This window comes from Salinicola sp. LHM (assembly GCF_034479735.1).
Classification (GTDB): Bacteria; Pseudomonadota; Gammaproteobacteria; order Pseudomonadales; family Halomonadaceae; genus Salinicola; species Salinicola salarius.
In genome coordinates, this window is record NZ_CP140261.1 from 471,845 (window position 1) to 497,840 (window position 25,996).

General features: G+C 62.3%; 25 protein-coding genes and 6 pseudogenes. 23 read left to right on the forward strand and 8 right to left on the reverse strand.

Annotation, left to right across the window (positions count from 1 at the left end; translation table 11 throughout):
* Positions 1-245: 245 nt before the first annotated feature.
* Positions 246-416, reverse strand: a pseudogene (locus tag R5R73_RS02280) (Na+/H+ antiporter NhaA); the annotation flags it as partial.
* A 20-nt stretch (positions 417-436) separates the two neighbouring features.
* Here R5R73_RS02280 and R5R73_RS02285 point away from each other — a divergent pair.
* The 6 genes from R5R73_RS02285 to R5R73_RS02310 all read left to right on the forward strand — a co-directional run bounded on the left by R5R73_RS02285 (position 437) and on the right by R5R73_RS02310 (position 4,280).
* Positions 437-559: a hypothetical protein gene (locus tag R5R73_RS02285; RefSeq protein WP_322528650.1), complete on the forward strand. Its 123-nt coding sequence runs from the start codon at positions 437-439 to the stop codon at positions 557-559.
* Between the two features lie 94 nt (positions 560-653).
* Positions 654-1,004 (forward strand): ArsR/SmtB family transcription factor, encoded by a 351-nt coding sequence (locus R5R73_RS02290; protein WP_071231933.1) that lies wholly within the window; start codon positions 654-656, stop codon positions 1,002-1,004.
* 7 nt (positions 1,005-1,011) lie between these two features.
* The gene (arsC, locus tag R5R73_RS02295; RefSeq protein WP_071231932.1) at positions 1,012-1,428 is read left to right on the forward strand and encodes an arsenate reductase (glutaredoxin); all 417 of its coding nucleotides are present in this window, start codon (positions 1,012-1,014) and stop codon (positions 1,426-1,428) included.
* Positions 1,421-2,173, forward strand: coding sequence for an arsenical resistance protein ArsH (gene arsH, locus R5R73_RS02300; RefSeq protein WP_247643265.1), 753 nt, complete (start codon positions 1,421-1,423; stop codon positions 2,171-2,173). The genes arsC and arsH overlap by 8 nt, the downstream gene beginning before the upstream one ends.
* 70 nt (positions 2,174-2,243) lie before the next feature.
* Complete coding sequence (locus tag R5R73_RS02305; RefSeq protein ID WP_322528651.1) at positions 2,244-3,554, forward strand: arsenic transporter; 1,311 nt, start codon at positions 2,244-2,246, stop codon at positions 3,552-3,554.
* Between the two features lie 63 nt (positions 3,555-3,617).
* Positions 3,618-4,280, forward strand: coding sequence for an NAD(P)H-dependent oxidoreductase (locus tag R5R73_RS02310; RefSeq protein ID WP_322528652.1), 663 nt, complete (start codon positions 3,618-3,620; stop codon positions 4,278-4,280).
* Between the two features lie 57 nt (positions 4,281-4,337).
* On the opposite strand, the gene R5R73_RS02315 is transcribed toward R5R73_RS02310, so the two are convergent.
* Positions 4,338-4,697 (reverse strand): hypothetical protein, encoded by a 360-nt coding sequence (locus R5R73_RS02315; protein ID WP_247643264.1) that lies wholly within the window; start codon positions 4,695-4,697, stop codon positions 4,338-4,340.
* Positions 4,698-4,988: 291 nt separating this feature from the next.
* On the opposite strand from R5R73_RS02315, the gene mobH reads away from it, so the two are divergent.
* Positions 4,989-6,509 (forward strand): MobH family relaxase, encoded by a 1,521-nt coding sequence (gene mobH, locus R5R73_RS02320; protein WP_071231928.1) that lies wholly within the window; start codon positions 4,989-4,991, stop codon positions 6,507-6,509.
* A gap of 81 nt (positions 6,510-6,590) precedes the next feature.
* Here mobH and cadR read toward each other — a convergent pair whose 3' ends face one another.
* Entirely contained in the window at positions 6,591-6,998 is a 408-nt protein-coding gene (cadR, locus tag R5R73_RS02325) for a Cd(II)/Pb(II)-responsive transcriptional regulator (RefSeq protein ID WP_004364961.1), read from the reverse strand.
* A 95-nt stretch (positions 6,999-7,093) separates the two neighbouring features.
* Here cadR and R5R73_RS02330 point away from each other — a divergent pair.
* From R5R73_RS02330 to R5R73_RS02400, 15 genes and pseudogenes are all read left to right on the forward strand, one after another.
* Positions 7,094-7,252: pseudogene (locus tag R5R73_RS02330) on the forward strand (sodium:proton antiporter); the annotation flags it as partial.
* A gap of 78 nt (positions 7,253-7,330) precedes the next feature.
* Complete coding sequence (locus tag R5R73_RS02335; RefSeq protein ID WP_322528653.1) at positions 7,331-8,281, forward strand: IS481 family transposase; 951 nt, start codon at positions 7,331-7,333, stop codon at positions 8,279-8,281.
* Positions 8,278-8,889, forward strand: a pseudogene (locus R5R73_RS02340) (cation transporter); the annotation flags it as partial. The gene R5R73_RS02335 and the pseudogene R5R73_RS02340, both read left to right, overlap by 4 nt.
* A gap of 94 nt (positions 8,890-8,983) precedes the next feature.
* Positions 8,984-10,507 carry an IS21 family transposase gene (gene istA / locus R5R73_RS02345; protein ID WP_416221188.1) on the forward strand — a complete coding sequence of 508 codons (1,524 nt, stop codon included), beginning with the start codon at positions 8,984-8,986 and terminating at the stop codon, positions 10,505-10,507.
* The gene (gene istB / locus R5R73_RS02350) at positions 10,500-11,273 is read left to right on the forward strand and encodes an IS21-like element helper ATPase IstB (protein ID WP_322527534.1); all 774 of its coding nucleotides are present in this window, start codon (positions 10,500-10,502) and stop codon (positions 11,271-11,273) included. The genes istA and istB overlap by 8 nt, the downstream gene beginning before the upstream one ends.
* Positions 11,274-11,331: 58 nt before the next feature.
* Positions 11,332-11,484: pseudogene (locus R5R73_RS02355) on the forward strand (sodium:proton antiporter); the annotation flags it as partial.
* A gap of 3 nt (positions 11,485-11,487) precedes the next feature.
* On the forward strand, positions 11,488-12,000 hold the full coding sequence (gene lspA, locus R5R73_RS02360; protein WP_004863699.1) for a signal peptidase II: 513 nt from the start codon (positions 11,488-11,490) through the stop codon (positions 11,998-12,000).
* A gap of 21 nt (positions 12,001-12,021) precedes the next feature.
* On the forward strand, positions 12,022-13,311 hold the full coding sequence (locus R5R73_RS02365; RefSeq protein WP_004574636.1) for an ISL3-like element ISPpu12 family transposase: 1,290 nt from the start codon (positions 12,022-12,024) through the stop codon (positions 13,309-13,311).
* 238 nt (positions 13,312-13,549) lie between these two features.
* A complete protein-coding gene (locus tag R5R73_RS02370; protein ID WP_071232023.1) occupies positions 13,550-14,464 on the forward strand; it encodes an MBL fold metallo-hydrolase in 915 nt (304 codons plus the stop codon).
* Positions 14,465-14,522: 58 nt separating this feature from the next.
* Positions 14,523-15,809 carry an NAD(P)/FAD-dependent oxidoreductase gene (locus R5R73_RS02375; RefSeq protein WP_247643274.1) on the forward strand — a complete coding sequence of 429 codons (1,287 nt, stop codon included), beginning with the start codon at positions 14,523-14,525 and terminating at the stop codon, positions 15,807-15,809.
* Positions 15,810-15,825: 16 nt separating this feature from the next.
* Positions 15,826-17,619 (forward strand): SulP family inorganic anion transporter, encoded by a 1,794-nt coding sequence (locus tag R5R73_RS02380; RefSeq protein ID WP_071232024.1) that lies wholly within the window; start codon positions 15,826-15,828, stop codon positions 17,617-17,619.
* A gap of 49 nt (positions 17,620-17,668) precedes the next feature.
* Positions 17,669-18,127: a YeeE/YedE family protein gene (locus tag R5R73_RS02385; RefSeq protein WP_071232025.1), complete on the forward strand. Its 459-nt coding sequence runs from the start codon at positions 17,669-17,671 to the stop codon at positions 18,125-18,127.
* The gene (locus tag R5R73_RS02390) at positions 18,124-18,537 is read left to right on the forward strand and encodes a DUF6691 family protein (protein WP_071232026.1); all 414 of its coding nucleotides are present in this window, start codon (positions 18,124-18,126) and stop codon (positions 18,535-18,537) included. Before R5R73_RS02385 ends, R5R73_RS02390 begins: the two co-directional genes overlap by 4 nt.
* Before the next feature lie 76 nt (positions 18,538-18,613).
* Complete coding sequence (locus R5R73_RS02395; protein WP_071232027.1) at positions 18,614-19,309, forward strand: response regulator; 696 nt, start codon at positions 18,614-18,616, stop codon at positions 19,307-19,309.
* Positions 19,306-20,610, forward strand: a complete 1,305-nt coding sequence (locus R5R73_RS02400; RefSeq protein WP_071232028.1) for a HAMP domain-containing histidine kinase — start codon at positions 19,306-19,308, stop codon at positions 20,608-20,610. The genes R5R73_RS02395 and R5R73_RS02400 overlap by 4 nt, the downstream gene beginning before the upstream one ends.
* Positions 20,611-20,676: 66 nt before the next feature.
* Here the strand turns inward: R5R73_RS02400 and dsbG are convergent, their stop codons facing one another.
* From dsbG to dsbD, 3 genes are all read right to left on the reverse strand, one after another.
* Positions 20,677-21,459 (reverse strand): thiol:disulfide interchange protein DsbG, encoded by a 783-nt coding sequence (gene dsbG / locus R5R73_RS02405; protein WP_322528654.1) that lies wholly within the window; start codon positions 21,457-21,459, stop codon positions 20,677-20,679.
* 75 nt (positions 21,460-21,534) lie between these two features.
* The gene (locus R5R73_RS02410; RefSeq protein WP_322528655.1) at positions 21,535-22,359 is read right to left on the reverse strand and encodes a prolipoprotein diacylglyceryl transferase family protein; all 825 of its coding nucleotides are present in this window, start codon (positions 22,357-22,359) and stop codon (positions 21,535-21,537) included.
* Positions 22,360-22,361: 2 nt separating this feature from the next.
* Positions 22,362-24,245 (reverse strand): protein-disulfide reductase DsbD, encoded by a 1,884-nt coding sequence (gene dsbD, locus R5R73_RS02415; protein ID WP_322528656.1) that lies wholly within the window; start codon positions 24,243-24,245, stop codon positions 22,362-22,364.
* A gap of 193 nt (positions 24,246-24,438) precedes the next feature.
* On the opposite strand from dsbD, the gene R5R73_RS02420 reads away from it, so the two are divergent.
* Positions 24,439-24,975: a DsrE family protein gene (locus tag R5R73_RS02420; protein ID WP_322528657.1), complete on the forward strand. Its 537-nt coding sequence runs from the start codon at positions 24,439-24,441 to the stop codon at positions 24,973-24,975.
* 149 nt (positions 24,976-25,124) lie between these two features.
* On the opposite strand, the pseudogene R5R73_RS02425 reads toward R5R73_RS02420, so the two are convergent.
* Both R5R73_RS02425 and R5R73_RS02430 read right to left on the reverse strand, forming a co-directional pair.
* Positions 25,125-25,691 (reverse strand): annotated as a pseudogene (locus R5R73_RS02425) (ISL3-like element ISPpu12 family transposase); the annotation flags it as partial.
* Between the two features lie 8 nt (positions 25,692-25,699).
* Positions 25,700-25,996, reverse strand: a pseudogene (locus R5R73_RS02430) (integrase core domain-containing protein); the annotation flags it as partial.

Here is a 25,996-nt window from a genome sequence, read left to right on the forward strand (position 1 = left end):
AAACTATACAGGAGGGTAGTATATATACTAGGGGAGAGTATAACAGTCTACCTGCTGATCGCAGACGAAAACGGGATAACCGCCAACGAGGAGATTCTATTGAGGTAGTGGGTGGTCAGCTCGGTAAGAAGGTATTTGGCTTTGTCAGAGGCCGCTTTCGAGTTCTCTGAGCATTCAGCCTAGCAGGATGTCGGCCTCCGTTGAGGCCGCCCCTTTTTGGATTATCTGGCTCGAGGCAGCACCAGTTAGCCCACTATGCCGTTGGGGGTTGAACCGATCAAAATGCCAATCTTCAATTCATCCACGAGCATTGCATCGTCTGGGAAAGCGAGATTGCCAATGAATAAGCTCATGGTGAAGCCAATACCGCAGAGTAGGGCTACGTCGTAGAGGTGTTGCAGATTGGCTCCAACTGGCTGACCAGCCCATCGAGCTCATGTACGCGGTGGACGAGAAAACGGCGGAGCGCTTCGTCACCGCCGTCGAGGCAATCGGTGCACCCGTCTTCTGTATTTGCCGGCCCGTCTATTTCGGTCAGTTGAACGAAAGCAACGGCTGAGTCCGGTGCAGTGCGTGGCTCTCCTGGGAACCACTCCCTTCGATTTCTGCCTGACGGCGTTGCTGTATTTCCATATGTCTTATATTCTGGACATATGGAAACGAATAGTGTCATCACCAGTTTTGCCGCCTTGTCCCAGCAGACTCGCCTCGAGGCATTTCGGCTGCTCGTGCGTCACGAACCCGATGGACTGCCCGCCGGCGAGATCGCGCGCCAGCTCTCGGTACCCCACAACACGATGTCGGCCCATCTCTCGGTACTGGCGAGGGCCGGCTGGGTCGTCTCGCAACGCCAGAGCCGTTCGATCATCTATCGCGCCGATCTCTCGCACATGAAGGAGACGATCCAGTTCCTGGTACGCGACTGCTGTGCGGGGCATCCGGAGGTCTGCGAGCCGCTGATGGACGCGCTGGGGCAATGCCATCCCGAAAACAAGGAGACATGAGATCGTCATGAAGCCGTTGATCTACCACAACCCCGAGTGCGGTACGTCCCGCAACACGCTGGCGATGATCGAGGCCTCCGGCGAGACGCCGGACATCGTCGAATATCTGAAGACGCCGCCCTCACGCGAGCGGCTGGTCGAGCTGATCTCGATGATGGCGATCACCCCGCGAGCGCTGCTGCGCCGCAAGGGGACGCCGTTCGAGGAGCTTGGCCTCGACGATCCGGCCCTGAGCGATGACCAGTTGATCGACGCGATGATGGCGCACCCGATCCTGATCAATCGGCCGATCGTGGTCACCGACAAGGGCGCCCGGCTGTGTCGGCCTTCGGAGCGCGTGCTGGGGCTGCTGGCCAACCCGGTCGCCACGTTCACCAAGGAAGATGGCGAAGTCGTGCACGCCGAGGAGACGGGGCATGAATGACGGGAGCAAGAGTGAAATGAGCGATTCGGTCGATGTCGATGACCTGCCCAATATCGATCCGGCGAAACTGCAGCCGATCGATGTCGAGGCGCTGGTCGGCGCCGATGCGCCGCGTCATCCACCGAAGATCCTGGTGCTCTACGGTTCGCTGCGCGAGCGCTCCTTCTCGCGGCTGGCCTCCGAGGAAGCCGGCCGGCTGCTGCGCTGGTACGGCTGCGAGGTGCGAACCTTCAACCCTTCCGGCCTGCCGCTGCCGGACGATGCCGAGGCGGAACATCCCAAGGTGCAGGAGCTGCGTGAGCTCGCCGAGTGGTGCGACGGCATGCTGTGGGTCAGCCCGGAGCGCCACGGTGCCATGACCGGCATCATGAAGGCCCAGATCGACTGGATCCCGCTGTCGCTGGGCGGCGTTCGACCCACCCAGGGCAAGACGCTGGCGGTGATGGAAGTCTCCGGCGGCAGCCAGAGCTTCAACGCCGTCAATCAGCTGCGGATCCTGGGGCGCTGGATGCGGATGATCACGATCCCCAACCAGTCCTCCGTGCCCAAGGCGTTCAACGAGTTCGACGAAGCCGGACGCATGAAGCCGTCGCCGCTCTACATGCGAATCGTCGACGTCTGCGAGGAGCTCGTGAAGTTCACCTGGCTGACACGGGGCCGCTCGGCCTATCTCACCGATCGCTATTCCGAGCGGGTCGAGAGTGCCGAAGAACTCTCTCGCCGCGTCAATCAAAGCACTCACTAAAAGTACTCGCTAAAGAGCACTCGCTAAAAAGTACTCATTAAAAAGCACTCACTGAACTCAAGGTCATTCGATGCTGGCACTGGCTATTTTCGTCGTCACCCTGATCCTGGTGATCTGGCAGCCCAAGGGGCTTGGCATTGGCTGGAGCGCGCTGGGCGGCGCTCTGGTGGCGCTGCTCGCAGGCGTGGTGCAGCTGTCCGACGTCGGCGTGGTATGGGATATCGTCTGGGACGCGACGTTCACCTTCGTCGCGCTGATCGTCATCTCGCTGATCCTCGACGAGGCCGGATTCTTCGCCTGGGCGGCGCTGCACGTGGCGCGCTGGGGCAACGGCCGGGGGCATCTGCTGTTTCCGCTGGTCGTGGTGCTCGGCGCGGTGATCGCGGCGTTCTTCGCCAACGACGGCGCGGCGCTGCTGCTGACGCCGATCGTGATCGCAATCCTGCTGCGGCTGGACTTCTCGCCGCCAGCGGCGCTGGCGTTCATCATCGCCACCGGTTTCGTCGCCGACACCACCAGCCTGCCGCTGGTGATCTCCAACCTGGTCAATATCGTCAGCGCCAACTACTTCGATATCGGCTTCGACCGCTACGCGGCGGTCATGGTGCCGGTCAACCTGGTGTCGCTGGCGGCGACGCTGGCCGTGCTCTGGATCGCCTTCGGCCGGCGGATTCCCAAGCGCTATTCGGTCGAGGAGCTAGACGCGCCGCGCTCGGCGATCAAGGATCCGCTGATCTTCCGGGCCGCTTTTCCGCTGCTGGCGGTGCTGCTCGTCGCCTATTTCGTCACCGCGCCGCTGGGCATTCCCATCGCCTTCGTGACCGGCGCGGCGGCGATTCTGCTGATGGCGATCGCCGGTCGCTGGTGGCAGGGCGGCAAGGGGGCCGCCGTCTCGGTGACTGCGGCGCTCAAGGGCGCGCCGTGGCAGATCGTGCTGTTCTCGATCGGTATGTACCTGGTGGTCTACGGGCTGGGCAACGCCGGCCTGACCGATTACGGCGCCCGGGCGCTGCAGTGGCTGGCCGGGCAGGGTGACTTCGTCGCCACCATCGGCACCGGGTTTCTCTCCGCCATCGTCGCATCAATCATGAACAACATGCCGTCGACGCTGGTCGGGGCGCTGGCCATCGATCAGGCGCAGGTGCCAGCGGTCACCCAGAAACTGATGGTCTATGCCAACGTGATCGGCAACGATCTGGGGCCGAAATTCACTCCCATCGGCAGCCTGGCGACGCTTCTGTGGTTGCACGTGCTGGCCGGCAAGGGCTACAGGATCGGCTGGGGGCAGTACATGAAGGTCGGCCTGCTGATCACCCCGCCGGTGCTGCTGGCGACCCTGGTGGCGTTGGCGTTGTGGTTGCCGGCCCTGCCGGCGGCCTGAACTCGGCAGCCCCACGAGAGCCGGCAGCCGTACGAGAACCGACAATCGGTCGGGAGGCACTGCATGAACATTCTGGTATTTCTGGGCTCGACGAGACAGAGCCAGCCACCGAAACCGCCGCGCCTGGGAAGCCGGGTGGCGGCGGCGCTAGTTGCGCACTTCCGGGAGGCGTATCCGGACGACGAGATCGAACTGATCGATCCGCTGGATTACGACCTCGGTGACGTGTTCAAGCCGCACTTCGCCTACGCTTCCGGCCGGGCGCCCGAGCCGCTGGACGCGCTGGCCGACAGGATCCGTAAAGCCGGCGCCTACGTGATGGTGAGCCCCGAGTACAACCACAGCCTCGGCCCGGCGCTGGCGCACCTGCTCAACCACTTCGGCAGTTCGCTCTACGCTTACAAGCCGAGCCTGATCGTGACCTACTCGGCGGGGCAGTGGGGCGGCGTCCGTGCCGCCGTGGGCATGCGTACCTTTCTCTCCGAGCTGGGCTGCCTGCCGGTGTCGGCGATGATTCACGTCCCGCACGCGGCGGAAGTGCTGGATGACGAAGGGTGGTATCGCGACAACGAGGGCGCCGGGCGCTGGCGGACCTACCTGCAGCGCGGCTCCACCCAGCTGCGCTGGTGGGCCGAGGCCGCCCACAGGCAGCGCGAGGAGGCCGATCCGCACACGCTGATCGGCGATTTCACTCGCGAGCCTCGGCAGCGCGATGCGCCCGGTTGAGCCGACGAAGCCCTGAAAGACTCGACAGTCTGCCCCTGCGGGAGCGGAGCGTGGGGATCAATCGGTCAGCGCCATGCGGGAACGCGCTTCGGCGGGGCGGATGACCAGCAGGGCGGCCAGCGCCAGCAGCATCAGCAGCGAAGTCAGCAGCAGCGCCTTGGCGCCGAATCGATCGATCAGCAGGCCGAAGGTCAGCGGCGAGGTCGCCTGGGCGATACGGGTCGGGGCGATGATGAGCCCCTGCCGCCGGCCGTAGCCCCGCGACCCGAACAGCGCCAGAGGGAGCGTGCCCGAGGCAATTGTCATCAGACCGTTGCCCGCGCCGTGGAAAATGGCGAAGCCTGCCGCGGGCAGTCCGAAGAAGCCAAGCAGTGCCGCGCCGAGGGGACGTAGAAGCGTCGCGAAGCGCGCGGACACGATCGGATGCAGACTCCGCAACAGACCGAATTTCGCTAGCCGTGCGATGGCCTGGGCAGGGCCGACCAGCGGCGGCGACGGCGGTCGTCAACCTGGGTCGACCCTGAGGAGGGGAGGCGACAGTGAGTGCCTAGGATCTAAGCGCAAATACTGGAAATAGGTCAAATTCATTTGGCACGATCGCTCGACCGTCGAAGTGGAAGATTCTCAAATCCATTTAACGTTTCCGCTTTCCCCCATCACCTGCTCCCTGTCACATCTATTGCTCGCGCAGCACGACAGGAATCATCAATGCTACGACCCTTATTCTCGCGATCCGGCCAGAAAGCCAAGCTGTCAGACGGTTTCACGGTACCGCTTTCTGGTAGGGCGCTGCTCGAGACCCCGCGTCGTCAGCGGATGGTAAAGATGCTCTGGGACATGACGTCGTTGACCCAGTTTGTATTCGACGAGTATCTGCTCGCACCGATCCGTCGTTATGCTGAGTTAGTGCAGCTCCTTCCAGCGTCAGAGTCCCATCACCATGCTTACCCGGGCGGCATGCTCGATCATGCCCTCGAGATGGCTTGCTACGGATTGAGACTGAGGCAGCGTCACCTCCTCCCATCTGGCGCAAAGCCGGAAGACCAAAGCTCCGCTGGTGAGTTGTGGAGTGCAGCCGTTATCTACGGGGCGCTCATGCACGACGTCGCCAAGACGCTGGTTGACATCGAGATTCATCTTGAGGATGGAAACGAGTGGCGGCTATGGCATGGCGCGATCCCTGCTCCTTACCGAGTTCGCTATCGATCTGGACGAGAATATCACCTGCATACTGCAGTTAACCCATTGCTAGGCGAGCAAGTCCTCGGAGCAAAAGTTCTTGACTGGATGATGACCCAACCCAAGCTCTTTTCACTGTTCATGTACACCATCACCGGGCATACCGAGCAAGGAGGGATCATCGCAGAGCTGATCCATCAGGCGGATCGTGCGAGCGTCGCCAAGGCGTTGGGCGGTGACCCGGTACAGGCCCTGTCAGCGCCCATGGAGTCCATTCAGAGAAAGTTGGCCGAGGGGCTGCGGTATTTGGTCAGGGAGCAGTTCAAGCTCAATCAGAAAGGAGGAACTGGCTGGCTGACAGAAGAGGCTCTGTGGCTGGTGTCGCCGAAAGCGGTCAATGAACTGAAGACGCATTTATACGCACAGGGCATCAAAAGCATTCCGGGAGATCTGAACAGGCTTTACGGCGAGCTTCAGGCGCATGGGTTGATCGAAGAGGTCAGCGAAGGGAAATCGGTCTGGAAGTGCGACATCGTAGATGGCGAGTGGAAGCAGTCTTTCAACATGATCAAGGTGCCCTCGACCTTGATCTGGGGGGTAGAGGGTAAGCCGGAGTCATTCAGGGGCAAGCTGACGATCAAAGGGGAGGGAGCGCCTGAGCCGAAGATGCAGCCTGAAGAGCTGTCGACCACCTCTAATGAGCCTGAAGCACCGGCTAAACCGCTCTCTAAGGTTAGCCCAAGCAGTGACACGCTGGACGACGACGTCATGGCGCTTTTCCCAGAGATAAGTGCCGAAGATATGCAAGAGTCAGAGAAGGTTCAGATTGCTGGTACGCCTGAACCAGCCAACTCATCCGAGCTAGATGCATCTGTATCTGCTAAAAATGACGATTCTCGACCAAAGTCGAGCACTCAAGACGTTAACAATAATTCGGATCTCGGTAAGCGGTTCTGGCAGTGGTTGAAGATGGGAGTTGCGGATCACTCTATCGTCATCAATGACACTAAGGCGCCTATCCATACAGTGGAAGGAACCTATTTCGGGTAAGCGGATTAAATGGTTGATCTTACCTTTGCATGAGAGTGAGACAGACCGGCATCTCATCGGATTATCTGGTTGATGCTTCACCTACTGCTGGTGCATGTTTCCTTCGCTAATTCCAGCAAGAACCCCACACGCCTCAACTTCCCGGTCATCGTTGCAACTCGCTCTCAGTGAAACGAGTTGTTTCTCAAGCGCTTGCAGAGCGGTTATCTGCGACCGCACATGAGAGATGTGATCATCGAGCAAGGCGTTGACGGCGGTACAAGGCTGATGAGGGTCGTCCTGATAGCTCTGTAGTTCGTGAATCTCAGCCAGTGACAGGCCCAGGATTCTGCAGCGACGGATGAAGGCCAGCCCCTCACCATGCTTCTCGGTATAGACACGGTAACCGTTGTCCTGCCGATCAGGCGGCGGCAACAAGCCCTGCTGTTCATAGAAGCGGATCGTCTGTGTTTCGACCCCTACCAACTGCGCCAACTGACCAATGCGCATCAGCCTCCTCCCCAACGGATTCTTTACTCTATTGACCTTATAGTAGCTTTATAGTTTAAAATGGTACCACAACATTGTTCAAGTGGAGTCGTATCATGAGCAAATCCTGTGGTGGCGCCTGTGGCGGTGATGCAACGTCCGCAGCGGATACCGATATACAGGCCTCCTCCGAGGCGCCAGGGAGATGGGTCAGTGTTTATGCCGTGCCGAAGATGGACTGTCCATCAGAAGAACGAATGATTCGCCTAGCTGTGATCTCTCGGTAGGTTGTTCATCCGGAGCCTACCCGGACAATTGGAGGTGCGACCCAAACCAACCTCCAGGAGGCCCGGATGAACACCCATAAGAATGCCCGTCTCACACCGCATGGTCGAGCCCTGCTGGCCGCCCGTGTCATTGATGAAGGGCTGCGGCCCAGGGAGGTGGCCCAAGCCCAGGGTGTCAGCGTGAGAACGGTCTACAAGTGGGTTCATCGTTTCCGCAAAGAAGGGGTTGCCGGTCTGCAAGACCGCACGTCGCGCCCTTCACGAAGCCCCCTGGCGACAGACGCCGCTACCGTCAAACAGCTCATCGAACGGCGCCAGCGACGTCAAACCTATCGCCAGATTGCCCAGGCGTTGGGGGTCGGACAGAGCACGGTGGCGAGGATTCTCAAGCGCAAGGGGCTGAACCGGCTGGCTGCCCTGTCACCGGCAAGGCCCGACAATCGCTATGAGCACGAGGCGCCCGGAGACCTCCTGCACCTGGATATCAAGAAGCTGGGACGCTTCGAGCGCCCGGGGCATCGCGTAACCGGCGATCGCCAGCAGAACACGCCGAAGGCGGGGTGGGAATATGTCCATGTGGCCATCGACGATCACTCGCGACTGGCCTTCAGTAGCCTTCATCCCGACGAAACAGGCTGGAGTGCCTGCCTGGCCCTGCTGCAGACAGTGCGCTACTACGCCAGCCTGGGGATCCGCTTTACCAGGGTGCTCACCGACAACGGCGCCTGCTATCGCTCCCGTCGCTTCCAGCGTCTATGCCGGCGGCTGAGGCTGAAGCACCGCCGGACCAAGCCGTACAGCCCGCGCACCAACGGCAAGGCCGAGCGGTTCATCCAGACGGCGCTGCGTGAGTGGGCCTACGCTCGGTCATACGCGAGCTCGGAGGAGCGAGGCAGGCACCTACCTGCCTGGCTTCACCAGTACAACTGGCATCGGCCGCATGCCAGCCTGGATTACTGTCCTCCGGTTAGTCGGCTGGGCCTTTCCGTGAACAACCTGGTGGGTTTACACACCTAGCCCTGAACGGCTTTGAGGAGATTCGGGCGCTGTCCTTCGACTTGTCGAACCGCCGGCTGAAGGTCGTGCATGACGGCGAGGTCGAGCCCGTCACCTCGAAACTGAAGACCTTGGGGCTAGGCGCCTCGCTTCAGGAAACCGTCGCTGCAAATCCGGAGACCATCAAGGCCGCCGAGTTTTCGGCAGCTTCTGCTAAGCAAGAATCCGGGACCCTGCGCTGGTTGCTCGGCATCAATGCACTTCTGTTCGTGGTGGAAATGACTGCCGGTCTGATCGCCCAGTCCACCGGCCTGATTGGAGAATCCCTGGACAATTTTGCCGATGCGGCGGTGTACGGGCTTGCCCTTTATGCGGTTGGACATAGCGTGAAAATGCAGGTACGTGCCGCGCATCTTGCTGGTGTACTGCAACTGATCTTGGCTGTGGGCGTGCTCGTAGAGGTGGTGAGACGCTTTGTATTCGGTAGTGAGCCTGAATCGCTGGTGATGATGGCTATCGCATTCGTCGCATTGATTGCCAATACCAGTTGTCTGCTGCTCATATCCAAACATCGGGAAGGCGGGGCGCACATGAAGGCAAGCTGGATATTCTCGGCCAACGACGTGGTGTATAGAGCGACAATTACTCTGGCCGGCCGACGACAACTACTGTGACCGGTTGCCCTAAGCTTGACCGCTTGTCCCGACCCACCAGGGAGCCGGTATGGCGGTCACCAGCCAACAGGTCACGCTCTATATGTCGCAACGTCAACAAGGCCAGACCCAGGAGGTCGCCGCCGCCAAGGCCGGCCTCTCCGTCAGAACCGCTCGCCGCCTCGAACGCCGGGCCGAGTCCTCCGAGCCGCCGGCATCACGGCACTGGCGAACCCGGCCCGACCCCTTCGCCGATGTGTGGGAGACCACGCTCGTCCCCCAGCTGGCCGCCGCCCCGGGCTTGCAGGCACTGACCCTGCTGGAGTGGTTGCAGGAGCAGCACCCCGGCCAGTACCCGGACAGCCTGCTGCGAACCCTGCAGCGCCGGGTCAAGGGCTGGCGAGCCGCGCACGGCCCGGAGAAAGAGGTAATGTTCCCGCAAACCCATGGCCCCGGGCTGCGCGGCCTCTCCGACTTCACCGAGCTCAAGGGGATTGTCATTACCGTGGCAGGGGAGCTGCTTGATCACCGGCTCTACCACTTCCGCCTGGCCTACAGCGGCTGGTGTTATGTCCGGGTGGTGCTCGGTGGCGAGAGCTACCCGGCGCTGGCTGAAGGCCTGACCCGTGCGCTGGAGCGGCTTGGCGGTGTCCCCGCGGAGCACCGCACCGACAGCTTGTCGGCGGCCTTCCGCAACCTCGGCCGGGAGGCGGAAGCCGACCTCACCGAGCGTTATGCTGCCCTGTGCGCTCACTACGGCATGACGGCCACCCGTAATAACCCAGGGCGCGGCCATGAAAACGCCAGCATCGAGTCGCCACATGGCCACTTCAAGCGGCGCCTGCAACAGCGCCTGACGCTGCGCGGCTCCCAGGACTTCGCTAGCCTCGATGACTACCAGGCCTTCCTCGATGAGGTGACCACCGCGATCAACCGCCGCAACGCGGCCCGGATCACCGTCGAGCGTGGCGCGCTGCAGCCACTGCCCAGCCGGCCCGGTACCGACTACAGCGAGGTGACGGTGCGCGTCACTACCTCCAGCACCATCCAGGTGCGCAAGGTGCTCTACTCGGTGCCGTCCCGGCTGATCGGCGAGAACCTGCGGGTGCACCTTTACGATGATCGCTTGGTGCTGCATCACGCACAGCAAGCATTGCTGACGCTGAGGCGGCTGCATGCCACGCCGGAAAGCGGCCGGTTGCGGGTCATCGATTACCGCCATGTGATCGGCTGGCTGGTCCGCAAGCCCCGGGCGCTGGCGGGGCTGACGTTCCGCGACGACCTGTTGCCGAGTGCGGAGTGGCGCGAGCTGTACGCCCGGCTGACCGCCGCCTTGCCGGTCGCCGAGGCCTGCAAGCGCATCGTTGGCGCTCTGGCGTTGGCCGCCGAGCAGGACCAGGCCGAGGCGATCGCCAGTTACTGGCTGGGCGCCCTGGCGCGCGGGAAGAGCCCGACGCTGGCCGAGCTCCAGGCCCGCTTCGCCGCCACGCCGAGCGCCACGCTGGTTTTCCCCCAGGTGACTCAGCATGACATCGCCAGCTACAACCATCTGGTGCCCAGCGTGCCGACCACAGAGGTGTGCTGCCATGCCTGATGCCCAGACGCTGCCGCTGCTACTGCGACAGCTCCGCCTGCCCACCATGGCCGCCTGCTGGCCCCAGCTGGAAACCCGCGCCCGAGCCGAAAACTGGAGCCTGCCACAAACACTGGCCGCCCTATGCGAGCACGAGCTGGCCGAGCGTGAGCGACGCCGGCTGGCCCGGCACCTCAAGGAGGCCCGGCTGCCGGTGGGCAAGACGCTGGAGTCCTTCGAGTTCGACGCCATCGCGGCCGAGCAGCGCCAGCAACTGAGCGCCTTGGCCGGCGACACGCAGTGGGTCGACCAGGCTCACAACCTGCTGCTGTTTGGGCCCTCCGGCGTCGGCAAGAGCCACGTGGCGGCCGGGCTCGGGCATACGCTGGTCGACCAGGGTTACCGGGTGCGCTACGCCACCGCCTCAAGCCTGGTCCAGGAGCTCCAGGCTGCCAAGCAGGCACTGCGCCTGAGCGACGCCCTGATCAAGCTCGACAAGTACGCCGTGCTGGTGATCGACGATATCGGCTACGTCCAACGCAGCGAGGCCGAGACGTCAGTGCTGTTCGAGCTGATCGCCCATCGCTACGAGTCGGCCAGCCTGATCATCACCGCCAACCAGCCGTTCAGCGCCTGGGACAGTATCTTCCCCGACAGCATGATGGCCGTGGCCGCCATCGACCGGTTGGTGCACCACGCCACGCTGATGGAGCTGAGCGGGGAGAGCTACCGTAAGCGTGCTTATCAACGACAATTACAAGGAGGAAAAGCTGGGTCGTCGGACTGACGACAACTACCCCACCCAACCGGCCATTTTAATTGTCGCCAAGCGGCCAAAGTAGTTGACGTCGCATAACGTGGTGATCAACCTGGGGGTCATCACCGCCGGCGCCCTGGTCGCGTGGACCGGTTCCAATTATCCGGATCTGATTATCGGCACCATCGCGGGGGGCATTGTACTTAACGGTGCCAGACGCATTTTGGCGTTGAAGGGTTAAATAATGCTCATTATTGGCAAAAAGCTCTCGCCGTATGCCCTATTGTCCATATCGGGCCTGCTGGCAGCGTCTGATCAGGCTGTAAAGTGGCTGGTGCAGCAATCAATGGCCTATGGCGAGTATGTTTCGGTGACCCCGTTCTTTAACTGGGTGCACCTATGGAACACCGGTGCCGCATTCAGTCTTTTTGCGAATGGTGGAGGCTGGCAGCGCTACTTTTTTATCGGAATCGCGGTAGTGGTCTCGATTTTTCTGATCAAGCTGATCCTTGAAAATCGTCATAAAGGAGAAGCCATCGCTTACAGTCTTATCCTCGGTGGCGCCATGGGCAACCTGATTGACCGGGTCTTTCGCGGCTATGTTGTGGATTCCTTTGATTTCTATTGGCGAGACTGGCATTGGCCGGCCTTCAACCTGGCTGATATTGCAATTGTCCTCGGTGCCTTACTTTTCGTTTCCAGCAGCTTGTTGGGTAAAAAAGCAAACACCAATGCCGAGCCGGATGGATCTGACTGACACCTACGCCTATACAACACCATGACCGAACTTCCCGACAACATCCTTCACCTGCCGCAATACCAAGTACTGGGCTGCAAATCAACCGACGACGAAATGCACTTCCAGGTGGACGTGCCCGATCCCATCGCCTGCGAGGAATGCGGCGTGCAGGGTGAGTTCGTACGGTTCGGCAAGCGTGACGTTCCCTATCGTGATCTGCCCATCCACGGCAAGCGGGTCACTCTCTGGGTGGTCCGCCGCCGATACACCTGCCGGGCCTGCAAGACAACATTCAGGCCCCAGCTACCGGAGATGGTGGACGGATTCCGTATGACACTGCGGCTGCATGAGTACGTGGAGAAGGAATCCTTCAACCACCCCTACACCTTTGTGGCGGCACAGACCGGCCTGGACGAGAAGACGGTGCGCGACATCTTCAACGCCCGCGCCGAGTTCCTGGGGCGCTGGCACCGCTTCGAGACGCCCCGCATCCTGGGCATTGACGAGCTATACCTGAACAAGCGCTACCGCTGCATTCTGACCAACATTGAGGAGCGAACCCTGCTCGACCTGCTGGCCACCCGCCGCCAGGACGTGGTGACCAACTACCTGATGAAGCTGAAAGACCGGCAGAAGGTCGAGATCGTCAGCATGGACATGTGGAACCCCTACCGGGCAGCGGTCAAGGCTGTGCTGCCCCAGGCCCGTATCGTGGTCGATAAGTTCCATGTGGTGCGCATGGCCAACGATGCCCTAGAGAGAGTGCGCAAGGGCCTCAGAAAGGAGCTGAAACCGTCCCAGAGCCGGACTCTCAAGGGAGACCGGAAAATCCTGCTGAAACGCGCTCACGAAGTCTCAGACCGGGAGCGCCTCATCATGGAGACCTGGACAGGCGCGTTCCCGCAACTGCTGGCCGCCTACGAGCACAAGGAGCGCTTCTACGGCATCTGGGACGCCACCACACGGCTCCAGGCAGAAGCCGCCCTGGACGAGTGGATAGCCACCATCCCGAAGGGCCAAAAGGAAGTCTGGAGCGATCTGGTCAGGGCAGTGGGAAACTGGCGCGAAGAGACCATGACCTACTTCGAGACGGACATGCCCGTCACCAACGCTTACACGGAGTCCATCAACCGACTGGCCAAGGACAAGAACCGTGAAGGGCGCGGTTACTCCTTCGAGGTGATGCGGGCACGAATGCTCTACACCACGAAGCACAAGAAGAAGGCACCGACTGCGAAGGTCTCTCCTTTCTACAAGAAAACCATCGGTTACGGACTGCCGGACTTCGCAGAGGAACTCAACTACGGAGTCGATCTATCAACCATCTGAGGGTGGTATCAGATTGATGGGGTGAAGGTGCCCCATCAACCATTAAATCCGTATACCCATAGGAATAAGGCAGATATTCAGTTTTCGTCTGGTGTTGCATCTACCTCTTCCTAGCAAATGAAGCTTATGCGCTAAAAGCATAGAAATATCTTCGTGGTTATTAGGTATATTCAAAAACGATCTAACGTTAGAATTATTTCTAAGCTAACCTGGGGGCATGTTCTTTCAAGGAGCTCTTATGAACACCTACGCTCTATCACGAGGCAATGAGGATACTGGTCTCCCCGATGTCGCCGGTTTTTTCGATCCTCGCACCTTCAGTATTCAGTACGTCGTCAGCGATCCCGCCACGAGCCGCTGCGCGATCATCGATCCAGTGCTCGATTACGATGAGAAGTCCGGCGCCACGGCGACATTCCAGGCCGATGAGCTTTTGGCCTATATCGAGCGTGAAGGGCTCGGGGTCGAGTGGATTCTGGATACCCATCCCCACGCGGATCACTTTTCCGCCGCGCGCTATCTGCACGACAAGACCGGCGCCCCTACCGCCATCGGCCGGCCGGTGACCCAGGTGCAGGCGCTGTGGAAGGCGATTTACCACTGGCCGGATTTACGCGACGACGGTAGCCAGTGGGATCATCTGTTCGGCGAGGGGGACACCTTCAAGCTTGGCGAGATCGATTGCCGGGTGATGCACTCACCGGGTCATACGCTGGCCTCGATCACCTATGTGATCGGCGATGCGGCCTTTGTTCACGACACCCTGTTCCAGCCCGATTTCGGCACCGCCCGTGCCGACTTCCCCGGGGGAAGCGCCCATCAGCTGTGGCACTCGATCCAGGCGATCCTGGCGCTGCCCGACGAGACGCGTCTGTTCACCGGCCACGATTACATGCCGGACGGGCGCGAACCGCAGTGGGAAAGCACCGTGCGCGAGCAGCGTGAGACCAACAAGCATCGTTTGAGCGACAGCAGCGAGGCTGAGTTTGTTGCGCTGCGTGAGAAGCGCGATAGCGAACTGCCGATGCCAAAGCTGATCCTGCACGCCCTGCAGGTCAACATTCTCGGTGGCCGCCTTCCCGAGCCGGAGAGCAACGGCAAGCGCTATCTGAAATTCCCGCTCGATGCCCTCGAAGGCGCGGCATGGGAGTGAGAAGGCGCCGTCGTCAGGCCATACCGCGCCGCGCCGAATCTACCAACGGGAGTTAGTCATGAACGAATCGACAGTCATGAACGAATCGACAGACACGAATCCGTCGATAGCCGCGAACGACAAGCGCCATGACATCGTCATCATCGGCGGTGGGGCAGGGGGCATCGCGGTCGCCGCGAGTCTGCACAAACGCCGTTCCGATCTCAATATCGCTATCGTCGAACCCGCGCAGGATCACTTCTACCAGCCCGGCTGGACGCTGGTGGGCGGTGGTGTCTTCACTCCGGAGCAGACCCGGCGTTCGATGCACTCGGTGATGCCGAGCTTCGTCACCTGGTATCAGGCCGCGGCGGAACGGCTGCTGCCGGAATCCCGCCAGGTCGTGCTGGGTAACGGTTCGACACTCGGATACCGCGCGCTGGTGGTTGCCCCGGGTCTCGAGATCGACTGGCAGGCGATCGATGGTCTCGAGGAGACGCTGGGCAAGAATGGCGTGACCTCGAACTACCGTTTCGATCTGGCGCCCTACACCTGGTCGCTGGTTCAGGCAATGCGCGGCGGCAAGGCGCTGTTTACCCAGCCGCCAATGCCGATCAAGTGCGCCGGAGCGCCACAGAAGGCGATGTATCTCTCCTGTCACGAGTGGGAGAAGCAGGGCGTCCTGAACGGCATCGATGTCCATTTCCACAATGCCGGCGGTGTGATGTTCGGTGTCTCGGACTTCGTGCCGGCACTGGACGAATACGTTCAGCGTTACGGCATCCACAAGCAGTTCCAACAGAACCTCATCGCTGTGGACGGCCCGGCCCAGAAGGCGCGTTTTTGCGTCACGAGCGAAGATAGCAGCGAAGAGATCGAGACCGATTTCGACATGCTTCACGTCGTGCCGCCTCAGCGCGCCCCACGGCTGGTGCGCGAATCGTCACTGGCCAACGAGGGTGGCTGGCTCGATCTCGATGCCGACACTCTCCAGCACAACCACTTCAGTGATGTCTTCGGTCTCGGCGACGCCAGCGGTACCGGCAACGCCAAGACGGCCGCCGCCGTGCGCAAGCAGGCACCGGTAGTGGCGGACAACCTGTTGGCTGTGCTCGATGGCAAGTCGATGCCCTCCGGCTATGCGGGATATGGCGCCTGTCCGTTGACGGTCGAACGAGGCCGCGTGGTGCTGGCGGAGTTCGGTTACGGCGGCCAGTTGCAGCCGACGTTCCCGTCCTGGATCAATCAGGCGACACGGCCGACCCGGCTCGGCTGGAACATCAAGGCGCAGCAGCTCCCCTTCATCTACTGGAATCTGATGCTCAAGGGGCACGAATGGCTGGCCAAGCCGCAGGCGCGCACTTGATCGAGGCCAGCAGATCATGAATCAGCCGCACAAAGCCGGATTGGCACGCTGGCTCCCGATCCTTGACTGGGGTCGGCGCTACAACGGCCAATGGCTGGGCGATGATCTGCTGGCGGCCGTCATCGTGGCGCTGATGCTGATTCCGCAGGCACTGGCCTACGCGATGCTGGCGGGACTCCCCCCGGTGGTGGGGTTGTACGCGAGCCTCGTGCCGCTGGTGGTCTACACGCTGTTGGGGACCAGCACGACGTTGTCGGTGGGCCCGATGGCGGTCGTCTCGTTGATGACGGCATCGGCATTGTCGCAGGTAGCCGAATCGGGGTCGCAGGACTATATCGCCGCGGCCTTGGTACTGGCGCTGCTTTCCGGTGGCATTCTGCTGATCATGGGGCTCTGCCGGCTGGGGTTTCTGGTCAACTTCTTGAGTCACCCGGTGATGACTGGTTTCGTCAGCGCCTCGGGCGTTCTGATCGCGGCGAGTCAGCTCAAGCAGCTACTTGGAGTCGATCTGTCGGGCTCGACGCTGCCGGCCCTGGTGTCTCAGCTACCTTCCGTGCTGGAGGATGTCAGTCCACCGACGATGAGCATCGGGCTGGGCTCGCTTCTGGTGTTGTGGTGGGTACGGCGGTGGGGAAAATCCGCACTGGAACGCTGCCGGGTGCCGACTAGAGTGGCGGGCGTGCTGGTCAAGCTGGCGCCGATCGCCACCATCGTGCTGGCGACGTTGGTGGCCGGTGCGGCGGGATGGCTCGGTAATGGTGTCGCCGTCATCGGCGAGATTCCCGCCGGACTGCCACCTTTGACCCTGCCCGACTGGGAGCCAGCGCTGTGGCGATCACTGATCGGTTCGGCGGTGCTGATCAGCATCGTCGGCTACGTGGAGTCGGTCTCGGTGGCCCAGGCGCTGGCGGTGCGCCGCGGCGAACGCGTCGACCCGGACCAGGAACTGATCGGGCTGGGCGGAGCCAACCTGGCAGCTTCGTTCACCGGCGGCATGCCGATCACCGGCGGCTTCTCCCGTTCCGTGGTCAACTTCGATGCCGGTGCCCGCACCCCGGCCTCCAGTGCTTTCACCGCCGTGGGCATCGCGTTGGCCATGCTGTTTCTGTCGCCCTGGCTGCGACAATTGCCGATGGGAACGCTGGCGGCGACCATCGTTATCGCCACCGTGTCGCTGGTCGATCTGGCGGCATTCAAGCGTGTCTGGCGCTATGCCCGTGGCGAGGGCATCGCCATGTCGGCGACCGCGCTGGCGACACTGATGCTGGGTGTGGACGTGGGCATCTTGGTCGGTGTCGCCATGTCGCTGGCGTTGCATCTTTATGGCACCAGTCGGCCGCACAGCGCGGAAGTCGGTCGCATCCCCGGCACCGAGCATTTTCGCAACGTCCGCCGCCACGCCGTGGAAACCGACGCCGGGGTCGCCATTCTGCGCGTCGACGAGAGCCTCTACTTCGCCAACGTCCGCCACCTGGAAGACCTGGTCACGGCAGTGGTTTCTCGCGATCCGTCGCCGCGGGATCTGGTATTGGCCTGCCAGGCGATCAACGTCATCGACGCCACGGCGCTGGAAAGTCTCGAGGCGCTCAATCGGCGTCTTCGGGCCCGGCAGATCGGGCTGCATCTCGCCGAAGTGAAAGGCCCGGTGATGGATCGGCTGAGTCGCACCGAACTGCTCGAAACGCTCAATGGCCGGGTCTTCCTGAGCACCTTCGATGCCTGGTGCGAGCTGCATGGCCGCGGGGCGGGGCGATTGAGCCATCCCTGTATCGAATCACCGACGCCCGGTTATTCGGTGACTGCCGGCTGATGACGATAGTGGTAGAGATAGTGGTGGAGATAATGGCAAGAGGAGCGAGATGGAAACGTTGAGTGCGTTGCAGGGGTTGCTGGGCGGGGTTCTCATCGGACTTTCCGCCACGCTGCTCATGGGGTTGCTGGGACGGATCGCCGGTATCAGCGGGATCCTCTCCGGGCTGGTTTTCGAGCGCGGTGCGGACAGGCCCTGGCGTGTCGCGTTTCTGCTAGGCCTCATCTCCGGGCCGGCCTTGCTGATCTTGGCTGGTCTGGACTGGGGCAATGTGGCAGGCGACAGCGGGGCGATGATCGGTGCTCCGACGAGGGGGCTGACGACGATGTTGATCGCCGGCCTGCTGGTCGGGTTGGGCACTGGCCTGGGTAGCGGCTGCACCAGCGGGCACGGGGTCTGCGGGTTGGCGCGTCTGTCGCCCCGGTCGATGGCCGCAACGCTCGTCTTCGTGCTGGTTGCCATGCTGACCGTGTTCGTGTCGCGTCACTGGCTGGGAGGCGCGCCATGAAAATGCTGGCAGGTTATTTGGCGGGATTGCTGTTCGGTCTCGGCCTGGCGATCAGCGGCATGACCGACCCGGCGCGGGTCCTCGGTTTTCTCGATGTCGCCGGCGCCTGGGATCCGGCCCTGATCTTCGTACTGGGCGGAGCGGTCATCACCACGTTCATCGGTTATCGCTTCGTCTGGCGACGCCAGATGCCGCTGTTCGAATCCCGGTTCCAGCTGCCCACCCGCCGTAACCTCGATACCCGACTGCTGGGTGGTGCCGCACTTTTCGGTATCGGGTGGGGGCTTTCAGGGTATTGCCCGGGACCGGCGGTCGCCTCGCTGGCGGGGCTGAGCTGGCCGCTGGCGCTGTTCCTGATCGCCATGGTGGCCGGGTGGTGGCTGGCGCGTCGGCTTTCCCCCGCTCACTGAAGGGCGAACTCATCCTGACATCATCGCCGTCCGCCAGACTGTGGCGGGAATGGATCGGGTAGAAAACGGAATAAACATGCGCGTATTGCTCGTCGAGGACGATGCACCGGTGGCGGCAGGCATCGAAGCGGGACTGGCGCTGAGCGACTTCGTCGTCGATATCGTGACCACGCTGGACGGTGCACGCGGGGCGTTGTCCGTAATCGACTACGATGCCGCGGTGCTCGATCGCCGTTTGCCCGATGGCGATGGTCTGACGCTGCTGCAACAGTGGCGTCGTGCGGGTATTGCCATGCCGGTACTGATGCTGACGGCGAGAGACGCCGTTGCCAGTCGTGTCGAAGGGCTTCAGGGCGGAGCCGACGATTATCTGGTCAAACCGTTCGATCTGGATGAGTTGACGGCAAGGCTGCAGGCGCTGTTGCGCCGCAGCGCCGGGCAGGTCGACCGCTCCCTTCGCCACGGGCGCCTGGCGCTGGACCCCGTCGCTCGCAGCGTGACGTTGGATGGCGCACCGGTGGCGCTGGTGCGTCGCGAGCTGATGCTGCTGGAGGCGCTGATGCGCGCGCGTGGGCGGATCCTGAGCGCCGACCAGTTGAAGGATCGCCTTTACGGCATCGATGACGAGATCGAGAGCAACGCCCTCAACGTGCATATCTACCAGTTGCGTCGCAAGCTGGGACGCGAAGTGATCGAGACGGTCCGGGGCGTCGGCTACCGTCTCGGTGCGCTTCCCGCCGACGAGCGACTGCATGGCGATACGCCCTCATGAGCCTGCGGCTGCGTCTCGTCGCTACGCTTGGGATCACGTTGATGCTGCTGTGGGGGCTGACGGCGGCGTGGTCGATGCGCGATCTCTCGACCCAGCTCGAGCGTTCGCTGGATCAGCGTCTGGCACAGTCGGCGCGAATGGTGGCCGGCCTGCTCGATCGCGTGCCGGCGGCGGCCTGGGATGGAGAAATGGGCGAGACGTCGACCATCCCTGCGCTCGAGGGCGTCGCCTGCCGCGTGTCGTCGCTGCGCGGTCAGGTGGTGGCGGGTACGCACCCGGAGATGAACGATGTTCTCGCAGTCGATGACGAAGGTTACAGCTACCGCGATCACAACGGCCAGCGCTGGCGCGTCTATACCCTGGTCGACGACGACAAGCGCATCACCGTGGCGGATCGCCTGCGTGAGCGGGAGTCGTTGCTGGCCCAGGTACGCCGTGCCGCATTCTATCCCTTTCTGTTTGCTTCGATCGGCAGTCTGATCGCGCTGTGGTGGGGCGTGACCCGGGGTCTGTCGCCGCTGTCGAGGCTGCAGCGGCGCCTGATGTCACGCGATCACGACGATCTCTCGGCACTGCCGATCCGCGGTTTGCCGGGGGAAATTCGCCCACTGATCGATGGATTCAACACCCTGCTTGCGCGCACCCGGCGCATGCTGGAGTTGGAGCAGCGCTTTACCGACGATGCCGCGCATGAGCTGCGCACACCGCTGACCGCGATTCGGACCCATCTTCAGATTGCGCGACGCGTCGGCGGCGATCCCCATCAACAGGCGATGCAGCAGGCGGAGGCGGGGGTGGGGCGGCTGACGAAGACGCTCGACCAGTTGCTGTTGCTGGCACGCATGGAAAGCGATGAGGTCGCGCGGGGGTGTGTCGACCCTACGCGGCTGGGAGAGGCCCTGGAGGCTGCGATGGTGGAGACGGGCAGTCGTGAACGGTGCCACTGGCGCGCATCAGTCGACCGACTTCATGTCGCGCTATCCGGGGAGTTGCTGGTGATTGCGCTGCGCAATCTGCTCGAGAATGCCATGCGGCACGGTTTGCCTGACACCCCGATCGAGATTGAAGCGCAGCGGATGAACGGCTTGGCCGTGATCGACATCTTCAACCAGGGCGAAACCATTCCGCCCGAGCAGATCGCCCGCCTGACGGAGCGTTTTCATCGCGGCAATCATCCTCAGGGTAGCGGCCTGGGGTTATCCATCGTCGAGGCGATCGCTACCCGGGCTGGCGGGAGCCTGCGGCTCACCTCCGGCGACGGTATCGGGCTGCGCGTCACCCTCTCACTGCCCCTGGCCTGATTCGTCCGTGCGGATGAGTAAGGACGGGTGAGCAGGAGGTGGATAAGCAGGGGTGGACAGGAAAGCTCAGGGCGAGTCGCTACCCATGATGGTGTGCAGCTTGTCCGGGGTGGGTGCGCCCATGACCTTGTGCACCTCGCCATCGTCGTCCTGATAGAAAATCACCGGAGTGGCATACAGCTGGGCGTCGCGCATCACTTGCGTGTTGTCGCTGACCCACTGCTCGCTCTGATCGGTTCCCTCGCTGTTCGGCATGGCGCCGGTGCGATAGTGCTCGGCGATCGCGGCGCTGGGATCGTCGGCGGCCAGGATCGCGGCGGCTTTCTCGGGGCTGTCCGCTTTCAGAATCCCCACCATCAGGTGACGAATCTGGACATCACCGTTTTCGACCCAGGGCTGAGCGTCCTGCCAGAACTTGCGGCAGTAGGGACAGTTGGGATCGCTGAAGGTGTAGACCACGCGCGATGCATCGGTATCGCCTTCGCGAACCCAATGGTGGCCCGCCATTGCCTTCCATAGCTCGGCATTCTTGGGTCCATCGACGAGCTGTTCCAGCGGCTCGGCGGAGACGTCCCGGCCCTGCGCGTCGATCAGCGTACCGACGACGGCATGCTCGCCGTCCGGGGTCAGATAAGCCGCAACGGACTGGCCGCGCACGCTGGCGGCGTAGCCCTTGAGCCCGCCGGGCGCGTCGAACTTGCCGTGAATGGTGAGGCCCTGCTGCTCGAGCGTCTGGATCGGTGCGGGCCAGTCTTCGGCAAAGGCGGGGAGGCTTGCCGCCAGGACAATACCGGCGGCCAGGGGCAGCGCGAGCCGTAGTGGCATCCTTCGGGGGGCGTGGTCGTGCATCGTGGTCGTCTCCGTCTGTTAATGTCTAGCGGGAAGGTCGAGTGAAGCGCTCGGGTTGAAAGCGCGTCTGGGTCGTCAGGGGGCAAAGCGCTCGAGACTGCGATCGAGCGTGGCTCGGGAAAGCTCGCCGAAGTGGGTATCGACGAGCTGGCCGTCGGCGTCGTAGTAGAGGGTGGTCGGCATGGCCATGGCCCCCACTTCCCGACCGAAGGTCATGTCCGGATCGCGATAGAGATGATCGAGCGCGAGGGACTCTCGTTGCAGAAACGTCTCCACGGCGTCGACGCTCTCGCCCTGATTGACGAACACGAACGACACGTCGTCCCGCGCCTGCTGGGCCTGCTCCAGCATCGGCATTTCGCGACGACAGGGCGGGCACCAGCTCGCCCAGAGATTGACCACCATGGGCCGATCGGCTTCCTGCAGCACGGCGGGCAGGGCCACCGTTGACCCATCGAGAGCCGCCAACGGGATCGAGGGCAGGCTCGCGCCGCGGGGCGCCATCAGCGCCAGCGCGCCGGCCGTCATCGACCACGCCAATGCACCCGCTAGCACCGCTGTACCCAACGGGCGGCGCATGGCCGGCTGCCGCCAGAAACGCCAGGCCAGATAGACGAAAGCGATAGCCAGCCCCGCCAGCGACTCGAACCCGCGATCCCGGATATCGAGCCAGGACCAGAACGTGTCGTAGCTCTGCCAGTAGCGGGCCACGAAAACGATTCGTGCACCGATCACGCCGATCAGCAACGCATTGAACAGCAGATCGCCGACGCTGACCTGCCGACGGCGGCCCATCCAGGCACCCACGATCAGGGCGACGATCATGGCCAGGGCCAGCAGAAGCTGACCCAGACTCACGCCTAGGGGGCCCAGGGCGATACTGCGATCGAGCGGATTCATGGTCAGCCCTCCGTGGATTCGTTGGCGCTCTGTCTGGCCTGCGCATAGCGGTCGAGAAAGGCCTCGGCATCCAGTTCACCGATGATGCGGGCGCTGCGCTGCTCCTGACCGTCGGGGCCGAACCACATCAGGGTCGGCGGGCCGACGACACCGAAGTGCTGCATGATCGCCTGATCTTCGGCGTCGTAATCCGTGACGTCGATACTCAGCCGCTGCACGTCCCGGAGCGCATTCTTGACGGTCGGGTCGCTGAACACTTCCTGTTCGATGACCTCGCAGGAGACGCACCAGTCCGCAGTGAATTCGACCAGTGTCATCTGGCCGCCGTTGGCGGTTGCCTGGATACGGCGTTCGAGCGTCGCCAGATCCTTTACATCGTCGAACGCGATAGGCCCGGACCCGCTGGCGTCCTGGGAGGTCGCTGCCACACCGCTCGGGACGTAGACCGACAGTGGCCGCCACGGGTCGTCGGCGCCACCGGCGGCACCGATCAGGATCAAGGCGCTCCACAGACCGATGATGGCGGCACTGGCGGTGGCGAACTGAGGCAGAATGCTACCCGTGCCGTTGCCCCGCGCCATGATCACAAGAGAAATCGCGGCGCCCAGGCCCAGCGCGCCCCACAGGCCAAGGACGATGGCATCCGAGAGGATTCGGGCGACGAACCAGATCGCCATGCCCAGCAGCACGAAGCCGAACAGTGCCTTGACGCGCGTCATCCAGGCACCAGGCTTGGGCAGCAACTGGCTGCCGGCCGTGCCGATCAGTACCAGCGGGGCGCCCATGCCGAGGCCCAGCGCGAGCAGCGCCGCACCGCCCAGCCACGGATTGCCGGTTTCGGCGATGAAGAGCAGAGCGCCGGCGAGAGGAGCGGTCATGCAGGGGCCGACCAGCAGGGCGGAGAGCACCCCCATGACAGCGGCGCCCTTGAGTCGGCCACCGCGCTGTTTCGACAGTCTCGCATCCAGGCGTTGATGCAGCGCTCGCGGCAGTTCGAGCTCGAAGGCACCGAACATAGCGAGCGCCAGCACCACGAACAGCACCGAGAAGATGCCGATGAACCAGACATTCTGGAACAGCATCTGCAGGTTGGCGCCGGCCATGGCCGCGGCCACGCCCAGTATCGCGTAGGTCGCGGCCATGGGCAGAACATAGACGAGCGAGAGCACGAAGCCGGCGGCGCGTGGATTCTTGCCGCTGCGACGTTGGCCGACGATCAGGCTGGAGAGGATGGGGATCATCGGCAGCACGCAGGGCGTGAAGGTCAACAGCAACCCCATGCCGAAGAAAGCTGCCAGCGTCCAGATCCAGTTGCCGCCGGCGAGCTGCGCCGCCAGCTGCTGATCTTCCGCCATCGCCACGTCTGTCTGGGTCTGAGTGGTGGGGCTCGGTGCGGCAGACGATGGCGTGGCAGATGACGCGTTCGGCGCATCGGCCGAGGCATCCGTTTCCAGCGCGTTCGCGTCGGTGGTGCTGCCCCCCGAGGCATCTGCGACGGACTCCAGATCGAAGGTTCGCTGCTGGGGGGGATAGCAGAGGCCGGCATCGGCGCAACCCTGCCAACGCAGGGTGAGGGTATCGGCTTCCCCGGGCTGCGTGGTCATGCTCAACGCATGACGGTAGATCTCGGACCGGCCGAAGTACTCGTCCTCGATGGTCTCCCCCTCGGGGATATCGAGCGACAGTTCGCGCTCATCGGCTTGAGCAGAGAAGCTGTGGCGATAGAGGTAGTAACCGGGCTCGATCTGCCAGTCGATTTCCACCTCGTCGCCGTCTTGTATCAGCGTCGGTTCGAAGGCCTGATCCGGCGGCAGGAAGTCGCTCTGTTGCCCGAACGGATCCTGCGCCATGGACAGCGTGGCGACACCGAGCAATGCCAGCATCATGATCCACCGGAATCGCCTTGACCGCATTGACTTCCCCTTCGCTCCTGCCCGCATCGGCTGCGCTCCTGATTCGATGGCGACAGATTGGCCCATGGGGATGAGCTGAAAATGAACCATTGCTATCGCTGTCGATAGCGTATATTCATTTATTGAATATCGTTATTCTTTTTATGATATCTAAGCGGAGGTCAAAATGCACAATTACCCCTCATCGCAGTGGCTCGACTCTTTGGGGCTGATTCGAGGCAAACCCGGTAATGCCGAACTGGCGATCCCCGGTTCACCGCTGCCCGTGGGGCAGTCGGTCGATCAGTGGCTTCCCGCGCCCGGCGAGACCTGTCATGGGCTCTTTCAGATTTCCAGTGCGGCCGATGCGACGGATCGAGTGCATGGCGGTGTCATGCGGCTGGTGCGAACGCTTAATCTGATGTCACAGGCCGAGGTGGCGTGTCGCGCCGTGGTCGTCGTTGCCGGGCCGGCGACGCCATGCGTGTTGAAATCTGCAGCCTATCGCGAGCGGATTGCCGAGCCGTCACTCGAGGAAAACCCCAACGCGCCCTGGTGGAACGCCCTGCGCCAGCAGGGTGTACCGGTGCTGGTCTGCCTGCAGGCGCTGGCCGCTCAAGGGCTATTGCTCGAGGAGGTCGAAGCCGGTATCGAGCCGGTGCAGTCAGGCTTGAGCGCAGCGTTGGCATTGGGAAGACATGGGTTCGTTCCGTTTAACCTATAAGAATGAATATATTTCGACATCGGAGTTTGAACGGGATATATCAGAGATAGACGAGGCGCCCAGTAAAATTCGTTGCGTTATCAGTAATATGGGGTATACGGATTTAATGGTTGATGGGGCACCTTCACCCCATCAATCTGATACCACCCTCAGATGGTTGATAGATCGACTCCGTAGTTGAGTTCCTCTGCGAAGTCCGGCAGTCCGTAACCGATGGTTTTCTTGTAGAAAGGAGAGACCTTCGCAGTCGGTGCCTTCTTCTTGTGCTTCGTGGTGTAGAGCATTCGTGCCCGCATCACCTCGAAGGAGTAACCGCGCCCTTCACGGTTCTTGTCCTTGGCCAGTCGGTTGATGGACTCCGTGTAAGCGTTGGTGACGGGCATGTCCGTCTCGAAGTAGGTCATGGTCTCTTCGCGCCAGTTTCCCACTGCCCTGACCAGATCGCTCCAGACTTCCTTTTGGCCCTTCGGGATGGTGGCTATCCACTCGTCCAGGGCGGCTTCTGCCTGGAGCCGTGTGGTGGCGTCCCAGATGCCGTAGAAGCGCTCCTTGTGCTCGTAGGCGGCCAGCAGTTGCGGGAACGCGCCTGTCCAGGTCTCCATGATGAGGCGCTCCCGGTCTGAGACTTCGTGAGCGCGTTTCAGCAGGATTTTCCGGTCTCCCTTGAGAGTCCGGCTCTGGGACGGTTTCAGCTCCTTTCTGAGGCCCTTGCGCACTGTAGTGGTCAACTAATTCCGGACAGTGAATTGAGTGTTGCTTCCGCTCGTGCGGGCGACATGCCGCCGTTGTACTGATGGGGTCGCTGTCGGTTGTAGCGCTCCATCAGATAGAAGCTGATATCTCGTAAAGCCTCTTGTGCTGACAGATAGCCGATCGCGGGCATCCACTCGCTCTTGTAGCTGCGGAACAGCCGCTCCATCGGTGCGTTATCCCAGCAGTTTCCACGACGGCTCATGCTCTGTTGTATCCGGTAGCGCCACAGTCGCTGACGGAAGACTCGGCTCGCATATTGACCGCCCTG